The sequence below is a fragment of the Comamonas humi genome (assembly GCF_054782535.1).
Map to the genome: position 1 here is coordinate 67,674 of NZ_BAAGSH010000003.1, position 20,972 is coordinate 88,645.

General features: G+C 68.3%; 18 protein-coding genes. 8 read left to right on the forward strand and 10 right to left on the reverse strand.

What is annotated here, in order from left to right:
• Positions 1-83 precede the first annotated feature (83 nt).
• Together ACYVKR_RS02660 and ACYVKR_RS02665 are read right to left on the reverse strand one after the other, a co-directional pair.
• Positions 84-509 (reverse strand): ExbD/TolR family protein, encoded by a 426-nt coding sequence (locus ACYVKR_RS02660; RefSeq protein WP_460479202.1) that lies wholly within the window; start codon positions 507-509, stop codon positions 84-86.
• A gap of 16 nt (positions 510-525) precedes the next feature.
• Positions 526-1,149, reverse strand: a complete 624-nt coding sequence (locus tag ACYVKR_RS02665; protein ID WP_460479204.1) for a MotA/TolQ/ExbB proton channel family protein — start codon at positions 1,147-1,149, stop codon at positions 526-528.
• Between the two features lie 463 nt (positions 1,150-1,612).
• On the opposite strand from ACYVKR_RS02665, the gene nth reads away from it, so the two are divergent.
• Positions 1,613-2,254: an endonuclease III domain-containing protein gene (nth, locus tag ACYVKR_RS02670; protein ID WP_460479205.1), complete on the forward strand. Its 642-nt coding sequence runs from the start codon at positions 1,613-1,615 to the stop codon at positions 2,252-2,254.
• Positions 2,255-2,340: 86 nt separating this feature from the next.
• Here nth and cobT read toward each other — a convergent pair whose 3' ends face one another.
• The 3 genes from cobT to ACYVKR_RS02685 are packed head-to-tail and all read right to left on the reverse strand — an operon-like array spanning position 2,341 to position 5,545.
• Positions 2,341-3,426, reverse strand: a complete 1,086-nt coding sequence (gene cobT / locus ACYVKR_RS02675) for a nicotinate-nucleotide--dimethylbenzimidazole phosphoribosyltransferase (RefSeq protein WP_460479206.1) — start codon at positions 3,424-3,426, stop codon at positions 2,341-2,343.
• Between the two features lie 42 nt (positions 3,427-3,468).
• Positions 3,469-3,996, reverse strand: coding sequence for a GNAT family protein (speG, locus tag ACYVKR_RS02680; RefSeq protein ID WP_460479207.1), 528 nt, complete (start codon positions 3,994-3,996; stop codon positions 3,469-3,471).
• 37 nt (positions 3,997-4,033) lie between these two features.
• Positions 4,034-5,545: an MFS transporter gene (locus ACYVKR_RS02685; RefSeq protein ID WP_460479208.1), complete on the reverse strand. Its 1,512-nt coding sequence runs from the start codon at positions 5,543-5,545 to the stop codon at positions 4,034-4,036.
• A 145-nt stretch (positions 5,546-5,690) separates the two neighbouring features.
• Between ACYVKR_RS02685 and ACYVKR_RS02690 the strand changes: the two genes are divergently transcribed.
• From ACYVKR_RS02690 to ACYVKR_RS02705, 4 genes are all read left to right on the forward strand, one after another.
• On the forward strand, positions 5,691-6,566 hold the full coding sequence (locus tag ACYVKR_RS02690) for a LysR family transcriptional regulator (protein WP_460479209.1): 876 nt from the start codon (positions 5,691-5,693) through the stop codon (positions 6,564-6,566).
• A gap of 37 nt (positions 6,567-6,603) precedes the next feature.
• Positions 6,604-7,926: an exodeoxyribonuclease VII large subunit gene (gene xseA, locus ACYVKR_RS02695; protein WP_460479247.1), complete on the forward strand. Its 1,323-nt coding sequence runs from the start codon at positions 6,604-6,606 to the stop codon at positions 7,924-7,926.
• 161 nt (positions 7,927-8,087) lie between these two features.
• The gene (locus ACYVKR_RS02700) at positions 8,088-8,672 is read left to right on the forward strand and encodes a superoxide dismutase (RefSeq protein ID WP_460479210.1); all 585 of its coding nucleotides are present in this window, start codon (positions 8,088-8,090) and stop codon (positions 8,670-8,672) included.
• Positions 8,673-8,976: 304 nt separating this feature from the next.
• Positions 8,977-11,208 (forward strand): NADP-dependent isocitrate dehydrogenase, encoded by a 2,232-nt coding sequence (locus ACYVKR_RS02705; RefSeq protein ID WP_460479211.1) that lies wholly within the window; start codon positions 8,977-8,979, stop codon positions 11,206-11,208.
• Between the two features lie 205 nt (positions 11,209-11,413).
• On the opposite strand, the gene ACYVKR_RS02710 is transcribed toward ACYVKR_RS02705, so the two are convergent.
• Both ACYVKR_RS02710 and ACYVKR_RS02715 read right to left on the reverse strand, forming a co-directional pair.
• Positions 11,414-11,902, reverse strand: a complete 489-nt coding sequence (locus ACYVKR_RS02710; protein WP_460479212.1) for a DUF192 domain-containing protein — start codon at positions 11,900-11,902, stop codon at positions 11,414-11,416.
• Between the two features lie 85 nt (positions 11,903-11,987).
• Positions 11,988-12,380, reverse strand: a complete 393-nt coding sequence (locus tag ACYVKR_RS02715; protein ID WP_460479213.1) for a hypothetical protein — start codon at positions 12,378-12,380, stop codon at positions 11,988-11,990.
• 199 nt (positions 12,381-12,579) lie between these two features.
• On the opposite strand from ACYVKR_RS02715, the gene icd reads away from it, so the two are divergent.
• Positions 12,580-13,848 (forward strand): NADP-dependent isocitrate dehydrogenase, encoded by a 1,269-nt coding sequence (gene icd / locus ACYVKR_RS02720; protein WP_460479214.1) that lies wholly within the window; start codon positions 12,580-12,582, stop codon positions 13,846-13,848.
• Positions 13,849-13,980: 132 nt separating this feature from the next.
• On the opposite strand, the gene ACYVKR_RS02725 is transcribed toward icd, so the two are convergent.
• Positions 13,981-14,271 carry a 2Fe-2S iron-sulfur cluster-binding protein gene (locus tag ACYVKR_RS02725; RefSeq protein ID WP_460479215.1) on the reverse strand — a complete coding sequence of 97 codons (291 nt, stop codon included), beginning with the start codon at positions 14,269-14,271 and terminating at the stop codon, positions 13,981-13,983.
• Between the two features lie 258 nt (positions 14,272-14,529).
• Between ACYVKR_RS02725 and gshA the strand changes: the two genes are divergently transcribed.
• Both gshA and ACYVKR_RS02735 read left to right on the forward strand, forming a co-directional pair.
• Positions 14,530-16,053 carry a glutamate--cysteine ligase gene (gene gshA, locus ACYVKR_RS02730; RefSeq protein WP_460479216.1) on the forward strand — a complete coding sequence of 508 codons (1,524 nt, stop codon included), beginning with the start codon at positions 14,530-14,532 and terminating at the stop codon, positions 16,051-16,053.
• A gap of 79 nt (positions 16,054-16,132) precedes the next feature.
• Positions 16,133-18,478, forward strand: a complete 2,346-nt coding sequence (locus ACYVKR_RS02735; RefSeq protein WP_460479218.1) for an FUSC family protein — start codon at positions 16,133-16,135, stop codon at positions 18,476-18,478.
• A gap of 104 nt (positions 18,479-18,582) precedes the next feature.
• Here the strand turns inward: ACYVKR_RS02735 and ACYVKR_RS02740 are convergent, their stop codons facing one another.
• A complete protein-coding gene (locus ACYVKR_RS02740; protein ID WP_460479219.1) occupies positions 18,583-19,929 on the reverse strand; it encodes a TAXI family TRAP transporter solute-binding subunit in 1,347 nt (448 codons plus the stop codon).
• Between the two features lie 12 nt (positions 19,930-19,941).
• Positions 19,942-20,964, reverse strand: a complete 1,023-nt coding sequence (locus ACYVKR_RS02745) for a P1 family peptidase (RefSeq protein ID WP_460479248.1) — start codon at positions 20,962-20,964, stop codon at positions 19,942-19,944.
• Positions 20,965-20,972 lie beyond the last annotated feature (8 nt).

The following is a 20,972-nucleotide window of genomic DNA, read 5'->3' on the forward strand; positions in this document are numbered from 1 at the left end:
GCCGCTGCCAGGCGCGCGTAAGCGCCTGATCGGGGCTGGGGTTGCGGGCGTGGTTCAATGCAAAAACAATAGCTATTGGCGCTTTATTTGCGTGCGCTGGCGCTCGATTGCGTTGCAAACGTGATCTGGCTCAGGCTGACGCGGCGCGCGGCCTCCATCACCGAGACCACGGCCTGGTGCGGGGCCAGCGCATCGGCGCTGATGATGACCACGCTGTCCTTGCCGGCACGGGCGGCGTTGCGCAGCGCGCTGGCCAGGGTGTCCACCGACTTGCCATCCAGCGCCTCGCCGGCCACGGCATAGCGGCCGTCGGCCGCGACGGCGACGATGATTTCGCGCGGGCGGTCGCGCTGCTGCTCGGCGTCGGCCACCGGCAGCGTGAGCTGCAGCTCGGTGAACTTGCTGTAGGTGGTGGACAGCATCAGAAAGATCAAGATCACCAGGAGGACGTCGATGAACGGGATCAGGTTGATCTCCGGCTCCTCCTTGGCACGCGGGCGGAAGTTCATGCGCGGGGCCTCCGGGTCAGCCGCGGCGGCGCTGGCCGCTCAGGTGGCGCAGGAACTGCTCGGCCGACAGCTCCAGCGTCAGCAGGTAGGCGTCGACCCGGCTGCGGAAGTAGCGCCAGAAGATCAGCGTGGGGATGGCGACCATCAGGCCGAAGGCGGTGTTGTACAGCGCGATCGAGATGCCGTGGGCCAACTGCGTCGGGTTGTTGCCGCCGCCGGACTGCGAGCCGAAGATCTCGATCATGCCGATCACCGTGCCCAGCAGGCCCAGCAGCGGCGCCGCAGAGGCGATGGTGGCCAGCGCGGTGAGGTACTTTTCGAGCCGGTGGGCCACGGTGCGGCCCGTGCCTTCCATCGCGGCGCGCAGGTCCTCGTCGCTGATGCGCGGGTCGTTGTTCAGCGTGCGCAGGCCGCTGGCCAGCACCTCGCCCAGCGCCGAGTTCTGACTGAGCTGGTTGACCACGTCGGGCGTGGGCAGGTGGGGCGACGAGACGGAGATCGCCTCGCCCAGCAGGTCGGCGGGTGCGACCTTGGCGGCCTTGAGCGCCAGGAAGCGCTCGACGACCAGGGCCAGCGCGAGTATCGAGCAGGCGATCAGCGGCCAGATCGGCCAGCCTGCGGCTTGGATAATGGAAAACAAGTCTCTCTCCCCCTCTGCTATAGATCAACGGGTGATTATCTCCGAGCTGCGCGGCGGGTTCCACCGTTCTTGAGGGAGGAGTCGAGCCCCAGGTCTTCCACATTTTCTGTGGATAACTTTGTGGGTAATCGGCCTGCGGGCGGCGCAAGTGACGCAATCATGGGCGTTTCGTTAGATTGCTGAAAAATTACGCGGCAAAAAATTCATATAAATCAATGTATTGCACGTGAGTTCGGGCGGTATTGCTACACTCTGTGACGGCAGTGTGACGTGGTTGTGCCCATCGCTTTCTGTGGACTACTGGCCCATCCCGGCCCGCCGGGGCGCCATGCAGGCCGCGGGCACCACCCCGATGCAGCGCTGGCGCGGCGCCGGGGCCGGTGGGGGTGTTTTGCCCTGGTGAAATGGAGGCGTGTTGCGCTGCTGCGAACGGCCCGGCCTTGGTTGATAATCCGGGCCTGCCATGAAAACATCCACGATAGCGCCCTTTTTCGCCACGCTGAAGGCGGCCAACCCCATGCCCAACACCGAGCTGGAATACACCTCGGTGTTCGAGTTGCTGGCGGCCGTGCTGCTGTCGGCCCAGGCCACCGACGTGGGGGTGAACAAGGCCACGCGCCGGCTGTTTCCGGCGGCGAACACGCCGCAGGCCATCCTCGACCTGGGGCTGGAAGGGCTGGAGGGCTATATCCGCACCATCGGCCTGTACCGCAGCAAGGCCAAGCATTTGATGCAGACCTGCCGCATCCTGGTGGAGCGGCACGGCGGCGTGGTGCCGCGCACCCGCGAGGAGCTGGAGGCGCTGCCCGGCGTGGGCCGCAAGACGGCGAACGTGGTGCTGAACGTGGCCTTCGGCCAGCCGACCATGGCGGTGGACACGCACATCTTCCGCGTGGGCAACCGCACCGGCCTGGCGCCCGGCAAGACGCCGCTGGCGGTGGAACTGCAACTGATGGAGCGCGTGCCCGCCGAGTACGCGGTGGACTCGCACCACTGGCTGATCCTGCTGGGCCGCTACGTCTGCCAGGCGCGCAAGCCGCGCTGCTGGGAATGCGTGGTGGCGCCGTATTGCGACTTCTCGCCGAAGACAGCCGCGCCGCACTGATTCAAAAACAGTAGCTGCTGGCGCTTGCTAATCCATGGTTTCAGGTATGAATTTATCTGAAACCAAGGAAAAACAAGCGCGAGCAGCTATGATTTTTCGCTGACGCCCGCCGACGCGAAGCTGGCCATCTCGCGCAGCATGGCGCAGGCCGATTCCAGCAGCGGCCAGGCCAGCGCGGCGCCCGAGCCTTCGCCCAGGCGCATCTGCCAGTCGAGCAGCGGCTGGGCCTGCAGGGCGCCCAGCATCAGCGTGTGGCCGGGTTCGCCCGAGCGGTGGGCGTAGACGCAGCGCTCCAGCACCGCGGGCTGCAGCCGGCTCGCCACCAGCACCGCGGCGCTGCTGATGAAGCCGTCGACCACGACCACGCGGCGCTCGGCCGCCGCCTGCAGCACGGCGCCGACCATGGTCGCCACCTCCAGCCCGCCCAGGGCGGCCAGCGCGTCCAGCGGCTCGGTGACCTCGGCATGGCGCTGCAGCACCTGGCGCAGCACCTGCACCTTGCGCGCCACGCCGTCGGCCGACAGGCCGGTGCCGGCGCCGGTCACCTGGGCGATATCGAGCCCGCACAGCCGCGACAGCAGCAGCGAGGCGCACGAGGTGTTGCCTATGCCCATCTCGCCCAGCAGCACGGCGTTGCCCGGCAGCGCGCGCACCAGCGCCATGCCGTTGCGGATGGCGACGGCGCATTCGTGCGCGCTCATCGCCGGGCCCTGGCTGCTGTCCCGCGTGCCGTAGGCCACCTTGCGGCGCCAGAGTTTGGGCTGGCCTGCGGCAGCTTCTCGCGGGGCGAAGTCGCGCGCCACGCCGCAGTCCACCACGTTCAGCGCGATGCCGTGCTGGCGCGAGAGCACGCTCACCGCGGCGCCGCCGGCCAGGAAGTTCTCCACCATCTGCCAGGTCACGTCGGCGGGAAAGGCCGAGATACCCTGGGCCGTGAGCCCGTGGTCGGCCGCGAACACCAGCATCTGCGGCTGATCGAGGCGCGGCGCCTCGCTGCCCAGGATGCAGGCCACGCGGTGGGCCAGGGCTTCGAGCCGGCCCAGCGAGCCCAGTGGCTTGGTCTTGTGGTCGATGAGCTGCTGCACGCGCCCGGACAGCGCGGCGTCGTGGATGGAGGCGATGGCGGGAAGCTGCAGCGGCTGCGCTGCGTCAGAAAGGGTCGGGGTGTTCATGAGGGGCATCGAAAGCAATATCCGGGCGCCATTGTGGCCCCATCAGGCGCGCGTGGCCGCTTCCTTCAGGTACTCCGGCTGCAGCCGGTACATACGGATCACGCTGCGGTACTGGCCGTTGGAGAAGAATTCATCCACCAGCTCGCCCTCGGGCCGGAAGCCGAGCTTGGCATAGATATGGATGGCCTTGGCGTTCTCCTTGTCCACGTAGAGGTAGATCTTGTGCAGGTTCAGCACGCGAAAGCCATAGTCCAGCGCCGCCCGGGTGGCCGGCGCCGCGATGCCCCGGCCCTGGTGCTCGGGCGCCACGATGATCTGGAACTCGGCGCTGCGGTGGACCAGGTTGATCTCCACCAGCTCGACCAGGCCCGCGCGCTGCTGGCCGTGCTCGACCACGAAGCGGCGCTCGCTCTGGTCATGCACGTGGGCGTCGTACAGGCCGCTCAGCTCGTCGAAGGTGGCATAGGGCTCCTCGAACCAGTAGCGCATGACGTTGGCGTTGTTGTCCAGCAGGTGCACGAAGCGCAGGTCCTCGCGCTCCAGCGGCCGCAGTTGGATGGTGGTGTTCATGAATGGATCCTTTCTAGTAGAGGAAGTGTTGGCGGGCTCAGCGCGTGCGTGTGTGCCATGCCGCCCAGGCCGTGGCCAGCAGCAGGCCGGTGGACAGCACCAGCACGGCGGCGAAGCCCTGGTCGAAGGCGGCGCCGGCGGCCCGCACCAAGCCATGGGCGGCATCGGCGGGCAGCTGTTCGGCGGCCATCAAGGCCTCGTCCAGGCTGTCGCGCACCGTGGGCGGCAGCGCCGCGGCCTCGGCGGGCAGCTCGAGCGAGTGGGCGTAGACAGCCGACAGCAGGCTGCCCATCACGGTCACGCCCAGGGCTCCGCCGAGCTCGAACGACACCTCCTCGACCGAGGCCGCCATGCCGGCGCGGTCGGCCGGCGCACGCATCAGCATGGTGGCCGAGGCCGCGGTGATGGCCGCGCCAATGCCCAGGCCCAGCACCACCAGGCTCAGCGACTGCCACAGCGCCGAGGCCTGGTACAGCACGATGAAGGAGCCCATGCCCAGGCCCGACACGAGCAGCGACAGCGTCAGCAGCCTGGCGCTGCCCCAGCGCGGCAGCAGGCGCCCCGCCACCGGGCCGGAGATGAAGGCCGCGACCGGCAGCGGCAGCACGGCCCAGCCGGCCTGCAGCGGGCTGTGGCCCAGCACCAGTTGCAGGCGCTGGCTGAACAGCAGCTCCAGGCCCAGCAGCGTGGCCGCGGCCACCAGCGAGGCGATCACCGCCAGGCTGAATTCGCGGTTGCGGAACAGCGCCAGGTCCAGCAGCGGGTGGGCGCTGGCGCGCTGGCGGCGCACGAAGATCCACAGGAAGGCGATACCCACCAGCAGGGCCAGTGCGGCCACGGCCCAGTCGGGCGACTGCTTGCCCAGCTCCTTGATGGCATAGGTGCCGGCCACCAGGCCCAGCATCACCTGGAGGGAGGCCGTCAGGTCCCAGGGGCGCTCACGGTTGCCTTCGCTGGCGGGAACATAGCGCCAGGCCAGCGGCAGGGCGATGAGCACGATGGGCACGTTGATCAGGAAGACCGAGCCCCACCAGAAATGCTCCAGCAGCAGCCCGCCCAGCACCGGGCCGAAGGCCGCGCCGCCCGAGGCCACCGAGGCCCAGATGCCGATGGCCAGCGCGCGCTCCTTCTCGTCGGCGAAGCTCAGGCGGATCAGCGACAGCGTGGCCGGCATCATCATGGCCGCGCCCACGCCCAGCAGCGCGCGCGCCGCGATCAGCACGCCGGGAGTCGGGGCGAAGGCAGCCATCAGCGAGGCCGCGCCGAACACGGCCAGCCCCGCGAGGAACAATCGCTTGTGGCCCAGCCGGTCGCCCAGCGTGCCCATGCCCAGCAGCAGGCCCGAGACCACCAGCGCGTAGATGTTGACGATCCACAGCTTGGCCGAGTTGCTGGCCGCGAGGTCATGGGTCAGGGTCGGCAGCGCCGTATAGAGCACGGTCATGTCGATGACGATGAGCAGCAGGGCGACCGACACGATGGCCAGCACCAGCCAGCGGCGGGCGCCCAGCGGCGAAGACACGGTGGTGTCGGAAGGTGTGGCGTGCATGTGATCCTCTTTGGTGTGAATGTTTTGCGGCCTGCCTCCGCCATCCAGGACGGCGGTTTTGATTGAATGAGGCTATCGCATTTATTCCAAAGATAAATCAGTTTTTAATTTGATAAAAGTTCAAACACATCAGTAAAATTGATGTATGGAATGGACCCTCGAACGCCTGAACCAATTCGCCACCGTGGCCGACTGCGGCTCCATGACGCAGGCCGCGCGGCGCCTGGGCCGCGCGCAGTCGGCGGTGAGCATGGCCATGGGCCTGCTGGAGGCCGACCTCGGGCTGGCGCTGTTCCAGCGTGTCGGACGCTCGGTGCAGCTCACGCCGGCGGGCGAGGTCATGCTGCTGGAGGCGCGGGCCCTGCTCAACCAGGCGCAGGCGCTGGACCTGCGCGCCCAGGCCTTGGCCGCCGGCCAGGCCGCGCAGCTGTGCGTGGCCATCGACGAGGCCCTGCCGTACCCGCCGATCGCGCGGCTGCTGCGGGAGCTGGCGCTGCAGTTCCCGGCGCTGGAGCTGACCCTGCTCAACGGCACGGCGGCCGAAGTGGCCCACGCGGTGCAGTCGCAGCAGGCCGCGCTGGCCTTCCAGTTCGACCGCGGCCCCATCGATGCGCAGTTCGCCCAGCGCTACGTGGCCGGCGTGCCGCAGATGGTGTTCGTGGCGCGCAACCATGCGCTGGCCGCGCAGGCGCGCACCACCCGCGAAGACCTGGCCGGCCACCGCCAGCTGGTGATGCACATCGAGGGCGTGGAAGACCTGGTCATCAGCCCGCGCATCTGGCGCTCGGAGAGCTTCTACGTGCTGGCCGACATGCTGGCCGACGGCATAGGCTGGGGCATATTGCCGCGCAACATCGCCGAGGCGCCCGACATCGAGCCGCGCATCGTCGCGCTGGACTGCCCCGAGCTGCGCCTGCCGCCGCTGGCCGTGCGCATGCTCAGCCTGCAGGGTGCGGCGCTCGACGGCACCGCGTTGTGGCTGCAGCAGCGGCTGGCGGAGCTGCTGCTGCGCGGCGGCTGATGCCGCCTGCAGCCAAGGCTACACTGCGCGCATGACGATGGATTCCGACCTTTGGAGCGCCGGCGGGCAGCGCCCGCAGCCGCATGTGTGGGACGTGGGCGCGCTGTGCACCGCGGTGGCCGATGCGCTCTCGGCCCGCTTCAACCCGGTGGCGGTGCGCGGCGAGCTGAGCGGCTTTTCGCGCGCGGCCAGCGGGCATTGCTATTTCTCGCTCAAGGACGCGACCGGCCAGCTGCGCTGCGCCATGTTCCGCCGCTCGGCCCAGAACCTGGCCTTTGCGCCGCGCGACGGTGAGCTGGTCGAGGTGCGCGGCAAGCTGGGCGTGTACGAGCAGCGCGGCGACCTGCAGCTGATCGTCGACGACATGCAGCGCGCGGGGCAGGGCGCGCTGTTCGAGCAGTTCTTGCGGCTCAAGGCCCAGCTTGAAAGCGAGGGCCTGTTCGACGCCGGCCGCAAGCGGCCACTGCCGCTGATGCCGCGCGGCATCGGCCTGGTCACCTCGGCTGGCGCGGCGGCGCTGCACGATGTGGTGACCGCGCTCAAGCGCCGCGTGCCGCACATCCCGGTGGTGCTGGCGCCCGCGCTGGTGCAGGGCGCGCTGGCGCCGGCCTCGCTGGTCGAGGCGCTGCGCAAGCTCTACCGCCTGGCGGAGCAGGGGGATGGCGAGGGCGGCGTGCCCATCGACGTGATCCTGCTGGTGCGCGGCGGCGGCTCCATCGAGGACCTGTGGGGCTTCAACGACGAGAAGCTCGCGCGCACCATTGTGCAAAGCCCGGTGCCGCTGGTCAGCGGCGTGGGGCACGAGACGGATTTCACCATCGCCGACTTCTGCGCCGACCTGCGCGCGCCCACGCCCACGGCGGCGGCCGAGCTGGTGTCGCAGCCGCGCGATGCCTGGCTGGGCGCGCTCGACCTAGCCGAGCGCCGCCTGCGCGAGACGCTGGAGCGCCAGCTCGACCGCCAGGGCCAGCGCCTGGACCACGCCGCGCGCCAGCTCGGCCGGCCCTCGGGCCTGGTGGCGCGCGAGCAGTGGCAGCTGGAGCAATGGCGCCAGCGCTTGCAGGCTGCGGTGCGTGAGCGCGTGCTGGCCGGCGAGCACCGCCAGCAGCAGCTGGCGCGCGACCTGCCGGCGGTGGTGGCGCGCTGGCAGGAGCGCCAACAGCAGCGCCTGGGGCACGCGCAGACGCGGCTCGAGCTGCTGAACCCGCAGCAGGTGCTGGCGCGCGGCTATGCGCTGCTCACCGACGGCGACGGCCAGGTCATCAGCCGGGTGGCGCAGGCGCCGGCGGGCACGGCCGTGCGCGCGCAGCTTGCCGACGGCGGCCTGGACATGGTGGTGACCCAGCCGCGGCTGCTGTAGGCGCGCCATAGAACTTATGCTGTCAGTGAATGCCGCAAACCTAACCGCATTCGCTCGCGGGGACTTTTTCCTTTCTACAATGGCCGAGGACATGCGCAGCCCGCCGCCGACGCGGGCCGGGCTGCTGGCCAAGCCAATACTTCAACCACGAGGAAACAACTATGGAACGCACTCTGCCCCCATTGCCCTATGCCATCGACGCACTGGCACCGTTCGGCTACAGCCAGGAAACCCTGGAGTACCACCATGGCAAGCACCACAACGCCTATGTGGTGAACCTGAACAACCTGCAAAAGGGCACCGAGTTTGAAAACATGGAACTGGAAGACGTGGTCAAGAAGTCTTCCGGCGGCATCTACAACAACGCGGCCCAGATCTGGAACCACACCTTCTTCTGGAACTGCATGACCCCGAACGGCGGCGGCGCTCCGACCGGTGCCCTGCTTGACGCCATCAACAAGAAGTGGGGCAGCTTCGACGAGTTCAAGAAGGCCTTCCAGGCATCCGCCGTGGGCAACTTCGGCTCGGGCTGGACCTGGCTGGTCAAGAAGGCCGACGGCTCCGTGGACATCGTGAACACCGGCGCCGCTGGCACGCCGCTGACCACCGCCGACAAGGCCCTGCTGACCGTGGACGTCTGGGAACACGCCTACTACATCGACTACCGCAACCTGCGCCCCAAGTTCGTCGAGACCTTCCTGGGCAGCCTGGTGAACTGGAAGTTCGCCGAGCAGAACTTCGCCTAAGGCCTGCGCTGCCGGCGACACCGCCGGCGCCGCAAGCAGAGCTCCCTTCGAGGGAGCTTTTTTTATGGGAAAAACGGTTCTGGCGCAGATGGGGTGAGCGCTGACAGCTATCGATAGGTGAGCAAAACGGGCCGACGTCCCAGCAGAATGTGGGGGATCAGTCTTGTATAAGACTTGAAAAAACGCGACAATGCCATCGTCTTGAATTTCGTATTGTGATATTGCGTTGCACCAAAATTCAAGGATGCGGCGGCACGAGATGCCTGCGCGCCGCGCGCCTCATTTTTTCCATTGGAAAGACCAGATGACCACCCAACCCACCATCATCTACACCCTGACCGACGAAGCGCCCCGGCTGGCGACGGCGTCGTTCCTGCCCATCGTGCGCGGCTTTGCCAGCGCTGCCGGCATCAATGTGGCCGAGAGCGACATTTCGGTGGCGAACCGCATCCTGGGCGAATTCCCCGAATTTCTGAGCGACGCGCAGAAGGTGCCGAACAACCTGGCCGAACTGGGCAAGCTCACGCTGACGCCCGACGCCAACATCATCAAGCTGCCCAACATCAGCGCCTCGGTGTCGCAGCTGACGGCCGCCATCAAGGAACTGCAGGGCAAGGGCTACGCCATCCCCAACTACCCCGAGAACCCGGCCAACGAGCAGGAAAAGGACATCAAGGCGCGCTACAACCGGTGCCTGGGCTCGGCCGTGAACCCGGTGCTGCGCGAGGGCAACTCCGACCGCCGCGCGCCGCTGGCCGTGAAGAACTACGCCAAGAAGCACCCCCACTCCATGAGCGAGTGGAAGCAGTGGTCGCAGACCCATGTGTCGCACATGCACCATGGCGACTTCTACCACGGCGAGAAGTCGATGACGCTGGACAAGGCGCGCGACGTGAAGATGGAGCTGGTCACCAAGAGCGGCAAGACCATCGTGCTCAAGCCCAAGGTCGCGCTGCAGGACGGCGAGATCATCGACTCCATGTTCATGAGCAAGAAGGCGCTGTGCGACTTCTACGAGCGCGAGCTGGACGACTGCAAGGAAGCCGGCATCCTGTTCTCGCTGCACGTCAAGGCGACGATGATGAAGGTCTCGCACCCCATCGTTTTCGGCCACTGCGTGAAGATCTACTACAAGGAAGCCTTCGAGAAGCACGGCAAGCTGTTCGACGAGCTGGGCATCAACGTCAACAACGGCATGGTCGACCTGTTCGAGAAGATCAAGGCCCTGCCCGAGTCCAAGCGCGAAGAGATCATCCGCGACCTGCACAAGTGCCAGGAGCACCGTCCGGCGCTGGCCATGGTCGATTCGGCCAAGGGCATCACCAACTTCCACTCGCCCAACGACGTGATCGTTGACGCGTCCATGCCCGCGATGATCCGCCAGGGCGGCAAGATGTGGGGCGCCGACGGCAAGCCCGCCGACTGCAAGGCCGTGATGCCAGAGTCGACCTTCGCCCGCATCTACCAGGAGATGATCAACTTCTGCAAGTGGCACGGCAACTTCGACCCCAAGACCATGGGCACCGTGCCCAACGTGGGCCTGATGGCGCAGAAGGCCGAGGAATACGGCTCGCACGACAAGACCTTCGAGATCGCTGAGGACGGCGTGGCCAACATCGTCGACCTCGCCACCGGCGAGGTGCTGCTGTCGCAGGACGTGGAAGCCGGCGACATCTGGCGCATGTGCCAGGTCAAGGACGCCCCGATCCGCGACTGGGTGAAGCTGGCCGTCACGCGCGCCCGCAACTCCGGCATGCCGGCCGTGTTCTGGCTCGACCCCTACCGTCCGCACGAGGCCGAGCTGATCAAGAAGGTCCAGACCTACCTGAAGGACTACGACACCAAGGGCCTCGATCTGCTGATCATGAGCCAGGTGCGCGCGATGCGCTACACGCTGGAGCGCGTGGCCCGCGGCCTGGACACCATCTCGGTGACCGGCAACATCCTGCGCGACTACCTGACCGACCTGTTCCCGATCATGGAACTGGGCACCTCGGCCAAGATGCTGTCCATCGTGCCGCTGATGGCCGGTGGCGGCATGTACGAGACCGGTGCCGGCGGCTCGGCGCCCAAGCACGTGCAGCAGCTGGTCGAAGAGAACCACCTGCGCTGGGATTCGCTGGGCGAGTTCCTGGCGCTGGCCGTGTCCCTCGAAGACCTGGGCATCAAGGAAAGCAACGCCCGCGCCAAGCTGCTGGCCACGACCCTGGACCAGGCCACCGGCAAGCTGCTGGACGAAGACAAGTCGCCTTCGCGCCGCACCGGCGAGCTGGACAACCGCGGTTCGCAGTTCTACATCGCGCTGTACTGGGCCCAGGCGCTGGCCGCCCAGGCCGAGGACAAGGAACTGGCCGCCAAGTTCGCACCGCTGGCCAAGCAACTGGCCGACAGCGAGCAGAAGATCGTTGGCGAGCTGGCCGCGGTGCAGGGCAAGCCGGCCGACATCGGCGGCTACTACCTGCCCGACGTGGCCAAGATGGATGCGGTGATGCGCCCGAGCGCCACCTTCAACGCCGCCATCGACGCACTCGTCTAAGCGGGCAGGGCGGGCGCTGCGGCGCCGCCCCGGCACCACCACAAACGGCCACCTGCAAGGGTGGCCGTTTTTTCATGGGCTGGAATGCTATCGATACAGGAGCTGGTGGCGCTTGCCTGCAGCCAAACCTGGCTATGAATCGATGGAAGATACTTGCCTGAAAAGCGCCAGCAGCTCCTGTATCAGGAGCATGCCTGGCCTGCCGTCAGCGCGCGGGGAAGGGAGGGCCGGCGAGCTTGGCGCCGGCCTTGACGCCCTTTTGCGCGAACCAGCCCTGGTTCATCTCCAGCACATAGCGCACCGGCTTGGCCGAGCAGTGCGGGTTCTCCGTCATCGGCTGCATGTCGGCCAGGTTCACGATGGTGCCGTCATCGGCCACGAAGGCGGCGGTGAGCGGCAGCAGCGTGTTCTTCATCCAGAAGCACTGCACGCCGGGCTGCTCGAAGACGAACAGCATGCCTTCGCTGGCCGGCATCTCCTTGCGGTGCATCAGGCCGATCTCGCGCTGCTGCGGCGTCTGCGCCACCTGGGCATGGATGCGGAACATGCCGGCGGTGATCTCGGTGCGGCGCAGATCCATCTGCGGGCTCTGCGCCTGGGCCGCGCAGGCCAGCACGGCCGCGGCCAGGCCGAGGGCCCAGCGCCGCGGCGCCAGGGCAGGGGGAACAACAGCAACAGGGGACAAGGTTTTCATGGTCGATCCGGGTAGACAGGTCTTGCGCGCGGCAAAAAGCCCGCAGAACCTGTCTATTCTGCGGGCTTTTGAAGGGCTTCGGAGATTACTGGGGCTTGGGGGCCTCTGCCTTGCCCGGGCCGGTGGAGGCGGCCTTGTGGGCCTCCTTGTGGGCCTTCTTGGCATGCTGGGCCGATTTCTTGGCGGCATCGGCCTTGGCGGCCGGCTTGGCAGCAGCGGCTGCGGCAGGCTTGGAGGCGTCGCCGGCGGCAGCGGCCGGGGTGGCAGGCGTTGCCGGAGTCGCTGGCATGGCCGAAGCAGCCGGGGTCGCCGAGGTGGTGGGAGTGGCCGGCACAGCGGGCGTCGCTGGCGTTGCCGGAGTGGCTGGCGTTGCCGCTGCAGCGGGCGCGGTGGCCGGCTTTTGCGCGGTGGCGGGGGCCTGGGCGAATGCGCCTGCGGCGAAGGTTCCGGCAATCAGGACAGCAAGAAGTTTTTTCATACCACTATTTCCTCTCATGGCTAGGGCCGCTCAGTTGTTTGAGCTCCGGTGCGAATCGCCGCACCGTACTTCTACAACGCTAGCAAGAGATGCCCTGTTGACGCGGGGTCGCATGGTTTTGGATAAAATTTTGTGAAGCAAGATGGAGCCATGTTTCACGAGTTTGCTCCATCCATTTCAACCGAGGAGATTGCCTGACATGAGCCGCTTTCAACACATCGAGGTACCAGCGCAGGGCGAGCGCATCACGGTCCGTGCCGACCGCTCGCTCGCCGTGCCCGACCAGCCCATCATTCCGTTCATCGAGGGCGATGGCGTGGGCGTGGACGTCACCCCGGTGATGCGCAAGGTGGTCGATGCCGCGGTCGCCAAGGCCTACCGCGCGCAGCGCCGCATCCACTGGATGGAGGTCTATGCCGGCGAGAAGGCCACGCGGCTGTATGGACCCGACGCGTGGCTGCCCGAAGAGACGGTGGCCGCGGTGCGTGACCATGTGGTGTCGATCAAGGGCCCGCTGACCACGCCGGTGGGCGGCGGCATCCGCTCGCTCAACGTGGCGCTGCGCCAGCAGCTCGACCTGTACGTGTGCTTGCGGCCGGTGCGCTACTTTGCCGGCGTGCCTTCGCCGCTGAAGGAGCCGCACAAGACCAACATGGTGATCTTCCGCGAGAACTCCGAGGACATCTACGCCGGCATCGAGTTCGCGGCCGGATCGGCCCATGCGCGCCGGCTGATCGAGGTGCTGCGCGAGGAGTTCGGCGCGCGCGAGCTGCGCTTTCCCGAGACCTCGGCCATCGGCCTCAAGCCCGTGTCGCGCGAGGGCACGGAGCGCCTGGTGCGCAAGGCCATCCAGTACGCCATCGATCACGACAAGCCCAGCGTGACCCTGGTGCACAAGGGCAACATCATGAAGTTCACCGAGGGCGCCTTCCGCGACTGGGGCTATGCGCTGGCAGCGCGCGAGTTCGGCGCCACGGTGATCGACGGCGGCCCCTGGATGCGCCTGGCCAACCCCAAGACCGGCCGCGAGATCACCATCAAGGACAGCATCGCCGATGCCTTCCTGCAGCAGATCCTGCTGCGCCCGGCCGAGTACAGCGTGATCGCCACGCTGAACCTGAACGGCGACTACATCTCCGACGCGGCGGCCGCGCAGGTGGGCGGCATCGGCATCGCGCCGGGCGCGAACCTGTCCGACTCGGTGGCCATGTTCGAGGCCACGCACGGCACCGCGCCCAAGTACGCGGGCAAGGATTATGTGAACCCCGGCTCGGCGATCCTGTCGGCCGAGATGATGCTGCGTCACCTGGGCTGGGGCGAGGCGGCCGACGTCATCATCCGCGCGATGGAGCAGTCCATCCAGTCCAAGCGGGTGACCTACGACTTCGCTCGGCTGATGGACGGCGCCACCCAGGTGAGCTGCTCGGGCTTCGGCGCGGTCATGGCCGAGCACATCGCCAACCTGTAGGGAGTTAGGCCTTTGGCATCGCTGGCGGCCTAGGGTACTGGCGGATTCGAGCGGCGGGACGGCCAGCAAGGGCCGCCCCGCAGCAAAGGCCGTCGTCCCCCCGGGGGAAGCGGCGCAGCCGCTCAGGGGGGGTCAATACTCGCCGCGCAGCAGCACCACGTTGCCTTCGGGGTAGGCCACGCAGGGCAGCACGCAGCCGGCCTCGAAGTCCTCCGGGCTCAGGCCCGGCCACTCGATCTCGTAGCGCACCGTGCCCGACTTGAGGCGGCCCACGCAGGTGCGGCAGGTGCCGTTGCGGCACGAGCTCGGCCAGTCGACGCCGCCTTCCTCCAGCGACTGCAGCAGCGGCTGGTCGGCCCAGGCATCCACCTGGATGTCTTCCTGGTCGATCTGGGCGTTGAAGAGCGGGGGCGTGATGGACATGGCTGCTGAGAAATTGGGCAATCCGACATGTTAGCCCTAAAAACATGGGCTTACCGGGTTTCTACTAGGAAATCCGGCACTTATCCACATGGTTGTCCCTGGATTTTCTGGATAAATACGGCGCCTAGCATGATCGGCGGGCCGCAGCTTTCGGGCATAAGCATATGCTGTAGAGTGCGCGGGATGAATGCGGAGCTGCAAGCGCGCGGCGACTTCGCGTGCTACCGTCGCCGCAAATTTAGATTGGGAACTGCATAGATGAACCATATCCCCGAGCGCCTTCAGGCCATCGACGCCTCGCGTCTGCAAGGCATCAGCCGCGGCATAGAGAAGGAAGGACTGCGGGTCACGCAGCAGGGGCAGCTCGCGCTCACGCCGCACCCGGCGGCGCTGGGCTCGGCGCTCACGCACGGCTGCATCACCACGGATTTCAGCGAGTCGCAGATCGAGATCATCACCGGCGTGCACCGGGGCGTGGACGAGTGCCTGGCCGAGCTGTCCGAGATCCACCAGTTCGCCTACCGCGTGCTGCAGGACAGCGGCGAGACGCTGTGGGACACCAGCATGCCCTGCTACCTGCCGTCGGACGAGACCATCCCGATCGGGCGCTACGGCCTGTCGAACATCGGCCGCTCCAAGAGCGTCTACCGCATGGGCCTGGGCCACCGCTACGGCCGGCGCATGCAGACGATCTCGGGCATCCACTACAACTGGTCGATGCCGGGCATCGGCAGCGACGAGTACTTCGGCCTGATCCGCAACTTCCGCCGCCATGCCTTCGTGCTGCTGTACCTGTTCGGCGCCTCGCCGGTGCTGTGTCCCTGCTTCGTCAAGGGGCGCGAGCACAGCCTGCAGCCGCTGGGCGACAACGGCCAGGCCGTCTACCTGCCGCACGCCACCTCGCTGCGCATGGGCCGGCTGGGCTACCAGAGCGACGCGCAGGCCTCGCTCAACGTGAGCTACAACCACCTGCAGGGCTATGCCGACTCGCTGTACGAGGCGCTGAACCGGCCGTATCCGGCCTACGAGAAGGTCGGCATCATCAACCCCGGCGGCGAGTACAACCAGCTGGGCACCAGCCTGCTGCAGATCGAGAACGAGTTCTACGGCACCATCCGCCCCAAGCGCACGGTGCGCCGCGGCGAGCGCCCGCTGCATGCGCTGCGCGAGCGCGGCGTGGAGTACGTGGAAGTGCGCCTGATGGACATCGATCCCTTCGAGACCATGGGCATCGCGCCGGGCACCATGCGCCTGCTCGACGTATTCCTGCTGCACTGCCTGCTGGCCGACAGCCCGCCGGACACGCCGGCCGAGATCGCCGAGATGAAGCACAACCAGCACCAGACGGCCGAGCGAGGCCGCGAGCGCGGCGTGCAGCTGATGCGCAATGGCCAGCCCGTGCTGCTGACCGACTGGGCGGCCGAGGTGCTGCAGGACTGCACGGCCATCGCCGCGTCGCTGGATGCGGCCAACGGCACGCATGCCTACTCGGATGCGCTGCAGGCCGCGCAGCGCCTGCTGCAGGCGCCCGAGCTGACGCCGTCGGCCCGCGTGCTCGATGCGGTGCGCCAGCATGGCGACAACTTCGTGGCCTTTGCGCTGACCCAGTCGAACCTGGCCCGCGATGCGACGCTCGCCCGTCCCTGGACGGACGCGCAGCAGACGCACTACACCGCGCTGGCCGACGAGTCGCTGCAGGCGCAGAAGGCGCTGGAAGCCGCGGACACCATGGGCTTCGAGGAATGGCGGCAGTACTACATGTCGCCCGAAAGACTGGGCTGACGCCCTTCGGCGCCGCGCGCCACGGCGGCGCCTGCTGAAAACCCGGCAGCGCATGCCCGGCGCTATGGATAATCGGCGCATGCCCATCCTCGATACCGACAAGCGCTGGCGCTCGCTGCGGCGCGCCGTGCTGAACCACTATGTGCTCAATGGCGTGGAGGCGGCGCTGGGCCTGTTCCTGGTGTCCTCCATAGTGCACCTGGTGTGGGGGCAGGCCGCGTCGGCCGCCGCCGCGGTGGGGGCCATCATCTCCATCGTGCCCGATGCGCCGGCGCCGCGCCGGGGCAAGTTCTGGCGCATGCTGCCGGCGCCGCTGCTCGGCGCGCCGGTGTATTTCGCCGTCGAGCTGCTGCACCCCAACCCCTGGGCGCTGGGGCCGGCGGTGGTGGCCTTCACCTTCCTCGCCTTCCTGGCCATGGCCTGGGGCAAGCGCGGCGCGCCCATCGCGATGTCGCTGGTCTTCGCCATGGTGTTCGCCATGGCCACGCCGGTGCTGCCGCACGAGTCCGAGCTGAAGGCGGCGCTGCTGTCGGCCGAGTTCTTCGCGCTGGGCGCGGCCATCTACCTGCCCTACGCGGTGGCGATGAACGCGTTGCTGAACCACCGCTACCGCGTGCAGTTCATCGCCGACACCCTGCTGTCGCTGGCGGCGCTGATGCTGGAGCAGGCGCGCCTGGTGCTGCCCGCGTCGGCTCGCAGCATGGGGCTGGACCGCGAGGACGTGGAGGGCGAGGCCTTCGGCCATGCGCGCGCCGACGCCTCGCAGCCGCTCGGCGGCTGGTCGCGCCAGACGCTGCACATGGGCCGCCTGTTGGCGCGGCACGCGAGCTTCGGCGACCAGCTGCAGGCGGCGCGCGACATCGTCTTCGAGAGCCCGCGCACGGCCCGGCGCCAGCGCCTGGCCGGCATGCTGATCCAGATGCTGGAGGTGCGCGACCACCTGCTGGCCTGCGAGCTCGACCTGGAGCAGCTGCGCAAGCTGCCGCAGTACGAGGCCGCGCTGCAGGCGCAGCAGGCGGTGCTGCGTGCGCTGTCCATCGAGGTGGCGGCGCTGGCCGATGCGCTGCTGGGCATGAAGCGGCCCGCGCCCATGGCCGACCTGTCGGCACTGCTCGGGCCGCTGCGCCGGCACCTGCCCCGGCAGGAAGCGCCGCAGGACGCGCGCCGCCTGGAGGAATCGGTGCCTACCGGCACCGAGCTGGACCTGTCGCCCGATTCGCTGTCGCGCAGCGTGAACCAGCGCATGCTGCGCATCCACGACGAGGTGCGCTACCTGGTGCAGCTGGCGCGCGACGAGGCCGAGCCGGACGTGGCCGTGGTGCGCGCGAGCTGGCAGATGTTCGTCAGCCCCACGACCTGGTCGTGGGCGCCCTTCAAGGGCCTGCTGAGCTGGGACGCGCCGCCGCTGCGCCATGCGATCCGCGCCGCGCTGGCCATCGCCGCGGGCTACCTCGTGGCCCAGCTGCTGCCGTGGAAGGCCCATGCCTACTGGGTGCTGCTGACCATCATCGTGGTGCTGCGCGGCAGCCTGTCGCAGACGCTGGAGCGGCGCAACAACCGCGTGCTGGGCACATTGCTGGGCTGCCTGCTGAGCCTGGCCATCCTGTCCACGCACCCGTCGCCGGTGGCGCTGATCGTGTGCCTGTCGGTGGCGCAGGCGGTGACGCACGGTTTCGCGCTCAGGCGCTACCTGTACGCGGCCATCGGCGCGACGGTGCTGGGCCTGGTGCAGGCCCACACGCTGAATGCGCAGGGCAGCATGTCGTTCGACATGCTCGAGCGCATGGTCGATACGCTGATCGGCACCGGCATCGCCTGGGCCTTCGCCTACGTGCTGCCGTCATGGGAGCGCAACCAGCTGCCCGCGCTGGTGCAGCGGGTGCTGAAGGCGCAGGCCACGCATGTGAAGGCCTCGCTGATGCCCAGCCAGCTGCAGGCGGTGGACAACGCGCCCGAGCTGGCCTGGCGGCTGGCGCGGCGCGAGGCCTACGACAGCCTCTCGGCGCTGGTGCAGGCCGCCAACCGCTCGCTGCTGGAGCCGCGCGCGGTGCGGCCGCCGCTGCGCCAGCTGGAGCAGTTCCAGGCGCACTGCTACCAGCTGCTGGGGCAGATGTCGTCGGTCAAGATCCTGATGATGATGCGGCGCGGCAAGACGCCGCAGCCCTTCGTGGTGCAGCAGCTGCAGCGCAGCGCCGAGGCCATCGAGCGCAGCCTGCTCGCGCCGCTGCAGCCGCCCGCGGGCGCGCAGGAGCCGGCGGGCGATCCGGCCCAGCGGCCGGCCAATGTGATGGAGCCCATCCCCGACACCGGCGACCGCGACCTGCTGCCCTGGCTGGCGCGCCGCCTGGCCGCGGCGCAGGACATCGCCCGGCGCATGCACGCGAACGCGGCGGGCATCACGCAGGCGCTGCGGCGCGAGTCCTGAGCAGGTGGCTATTCAAAAACAATAGCTGCTGGCGCTTGCTGTTATTGGTTTTTTGATATTTTTATATCTGAAACCAAGCAGTAACAAGCGCCAGCAGCTATCTTTTATTTGGCGCCCAGCGCATCGAGCTTCTTGCGCACGCCGCGGATATGGCTGCGCAGCGCATACAGTTCGTCGGCGTACGACAGCGGCACGCTCACGCCTTCGACGCGGCGGGCGAGCTGGTCCAGCTCCTCGCGCAGCTTGTCGCGGTCAAAGCCGCCTTCCTCCATCTCGTGCTCGATCTCGCGCAGGCGGCCGTACCAGCGGAACACGCGCGAGCGCACGCGGAATTGGTACAGCGGCGGCACGATGCGCGACAGCGGCAGCAGGAAGGCGATCATCACGCCCAGCACCAGGCCCATGCGCTCGATCAGGTTGGCCAGCCAGAACGGCAGGTAGCGCTGCAGCCACGGCGAAGGCTCGTTGATGGCGCGCACGCCTTCGCTGGCCACCGGCAGCTCACTGCTCTTGGTGTTGGGAAAGTCGCGCGCGCGGTTGAACCAGCCCGCGCTGCTGTGGATGTTCTGCGAGGCCTGCGCGAAGATCTGCTTGAGCGCCGGGTGCACGTCCTCGCGCACCAGCAGCGACGTGGTCGAGGCCACCAGGCGCACGTCGTGTGGCGGGATGTTGGCCGCCAGGTCGACGATGCCGCGCGGCAGCGTCACCGGCGTGAGGAAGTTGAACTTGCGGCTGTAGGCCTCGTGCTGCGGAAAGTCCATCAGCTGCACGCCGGGCGTCTGCAGCAGCATCTGCACCATCAGCGACTCGGGCGCCGAGACCAGCACCAGCAGGTCGATGCGGCCGGCCAGGAACTCCACCACCGCCGGCGTCTCGGACAGGTGCGACAGCTGCACGTCCTTCAGCTCGACGTGGTTGGCGCCGAGCAGCTTTTCGAGCAGCGTGGGCACGCCGCTGCCGTCGGTGCCCACGTTCACGCGCCAGCCCTTGATCTGGCCCAGGTTGGCGATGCGCGGCTTGCCCAGCCTCTGTGCCGCGTCGCTGCGGTAGAACAGCCACACCGGCTCGACGAAGAGCGCACCCAGCGAGGTCAGCGATTCCAGGTCCTCGGGCTGGATGCCGCCCGAGCCGCCCTGCACGAAGGCCAGGTCCACCGCGCCTTCGCGCAGCAGCTTCAGGTTGTCGGACGAACCCTCGCTCGCCACCAGGTCCACTTTGAATCCGTTGGCCGCCAGCGCCGCCTGGTAGCGCTCGCCGAAGGCCGCGTAGGCGCTCTGCGCCGGGCCGGTGGACAGGCGCACCTCGTCGGGCGGCGTGGGCTTGAGCCACCAGTAGGCCAGGATGGGCAGCGCAACGGCCAGGATGGCCAGCGGCCCGGCCGAGAGGATCGCGTCGCGGATATTCAGCAGCGCGGTGGTGATGGTCTGGCGGATGGCGTAGGCGCGGCGCATGGGGGCGGAATCTCAGCGGGGGAGGAAGTCGGAAGCGCAGGGCAGGGCCAGCGCATGCGGCGCGGCCAGCGCGATGGCCTGCGCGGCCCACACGGCCTGTAGCGTGGCCTGGGCCACGGCCTCGGCGGCCATGGTGGCGAGCACGGCCATGCCTGGCCTGGCCGACATGTGGCCCGGGTCGGCCAGGCCGGTGCCCAGGCAGAACAGCGTGTCGCCGTCCGACATGGTGTGCACCGGGTTGATGGCGCGCGCCAGCCCGTCGTGCCCCACCGTGGCCAGCCGGTGGGCCTGGGCCTTGGTGAGGGCGGCGTCGGTGGCGATCACGCCGATGGTGGTGTTGGTGCCCTGGATGATGGAGGTGGCGGTCTCGCCAGCGAGCAGCGCGCGCCGGGCGTCGAGCAGGGCCTGGCCATCGGCGGTGCGCGCGCCGGCCACGGGCCGGCCGGTGGCCGGGTCGACCACATCGCCCACGGCGTTGCAGGCGATGAGCGCGCCCACCGTCACGCCGCCGACGGTGCACGAGGCCGTGCCTATGCCGCCCTTCATCGCCCGGCCCATGCCGAACAGCTTGCCCACCACGGCGCCCGCGCCGGCGCCCACATTGCCCTGGGCCGGATCGACGCTGCCCGCCGCCTGGCAGGCGGCATAGCCGGCGGCCGCATCGGGGCGGATGCGCATGTCGCCCACCGCCAGGTCGAACAGCACCGCGGCCGGCACCAGCGGGATGCGGCCCACGCCCACGTCGAGGCCCACGCCTTGCTCCTCGAGCCAGCGCATCGCGCCCGAGGCCGCATCCAGCCCCCAGGCGCTGCCGCCGGCGAGCATCACGGCGTGCACCTGCTGCACGAAGTTGCTGGGGTGCAGCAGATCGGTCTCGCGCGTGCCGGGCGCGGCGCCGCGCACATCCACGCCTGCGACGGCGCCGCCCCGCGCAAGCACGGCGGTGCAGCCCGTGGGGCGGCGGGTGTCGGTATAGTGGCCTACCTCGATGCCGCGAACGCGGGTGATGCTGCCGGCCGGGCTGCGTGATGGCATGGTCATGG

What these genes read in the sequence shown, in the direction of transcription:
- ACYVKR_RS02660 (WP_460479202.1), bottom strand. Translation starts at nt 509, where the DNA reads ATGAACTTCCGCCCGCGTGCCAAGGAGGAGCCGGAGATCAACCTGATC.
- nth (WP_460479205.1), top strand. Translation starts at nt 1,613, where the DNA reads ATGAAAACATCCACGATAGCGCCCTTTTTCGCCACGCTGAAGGCGGCC.
- cobT (WP_460479206.1), bottom strand. Translation starts at nt 3,426, where the DNA reads ATGAACACCCCGACCCTTTCTGACGCAGCGCAGCCGCTGCAGCTTCCC.
- speG (WP_460479207.1), bottom strand. Translation starts at nt 3,996, where the DNA reads ATGAACACCACCATCCAACTGCGGCCGCTGGAGCGCGAGGACCTGCGC.
- ACYVKR_RS02685 (WP_460479208.1), bottom strand. Translation starts at nt 5,545, where the DNA reads ATGCACGCCACACCTTCCGACACCACCGTGTCTTCGCCGCTGGGCGCC.
- ACYVKR_RS02690 (WP_460479209.1), top strand. Translation starts at nt 5,691, where the DNA reads ATGGAATGGACCCTCGAACGCCTGAACCAATTCGCCACCGTGGCCGAC.
- xseA (WP_460479247.1), top strand. Translation starts at nt 6,604, where the DNA reads ATGGATTCCGACCTTTGGAGCGCCGGCGGGCAGCGCCCGCAGCCGCAT.
- ACYVKR_RS02700 (WP_460479210.1), top strand. Translation starts at nt 8,088, where the DNA reads ATGGAACGCACTCTGCCCCCATTGCCCTATGCCATCGACGCACTGGCA.
- ACYVKR_RS02705 (WP_460479211.1), top strand. Translation starts at nt 8,977, where the DNA reads ATGACCACCCAACCCACCATCATCTACACCCTGACCGACGAAGCGCCC.
- ACYVKR_RS02710 (WP_460479212.1), bottom strand. Translation starts at nt 11,902, where the DNA reads ATGAAAACCTTGTCCCCTGTTGCTGTTGTTCCCCCTGCCCTGGCGCCG.
- ACYVKR_RS02715 (WP_460479213.1), bottom strand. Translation starts at nt 12,380, where the DNA reads ATGAAAAAACTTCTTGCTGTCCTGATTGCCGGAACCTTCGCCGCAGGC.
- icd (WP_460479214.1), top strand. Translation starts at nt 12,580, where the DNA reads ATGAGCCGCTTTCAACACATCGAGGTACCAGCGCAGGGCGAGCGCATC.
- ACYVKR_RS02725 (WP_460479215.1), bottom strand. Translation starts at nt 14,271, where the DNA reads ATGTCCATCACGCCCCCGCTCTTCAACGCCCAGATCGACCAGGAAGAC.
- gshA (WP_460479216.1), top strand. Translation starts at nt 14,530, where the DNA reads ATGAACCATATCCCCGAGCGCCTTCAGGCCATCGACGCCTCGCGTCTG.
- ACYVKR_RS02735 (WP_460479218.1), top strand. Translation starts at nt 16,133, where the DNA reads ATGCCCATCCTCGATACCGACAAGCGCTGGCGCTCGCTGCGGCGCGCC.
- ACYVKR_RS02740 (WP_460479219.1), bottom strand. Translation starts at nt 19,929, where the DNA reads ATGCGCCGCGCCTACGCCATCCGCCAGACCATCACCACCGCGCTGCTG.
- ACYVKR_RS02745 (WP_460479248.1), bottom strand. Translation starts at nt 20,964, where the DNA reads ATGCCATCACGCAGCCCGGCCGGCAGCATCACCCGCGTTCGCGGCATC.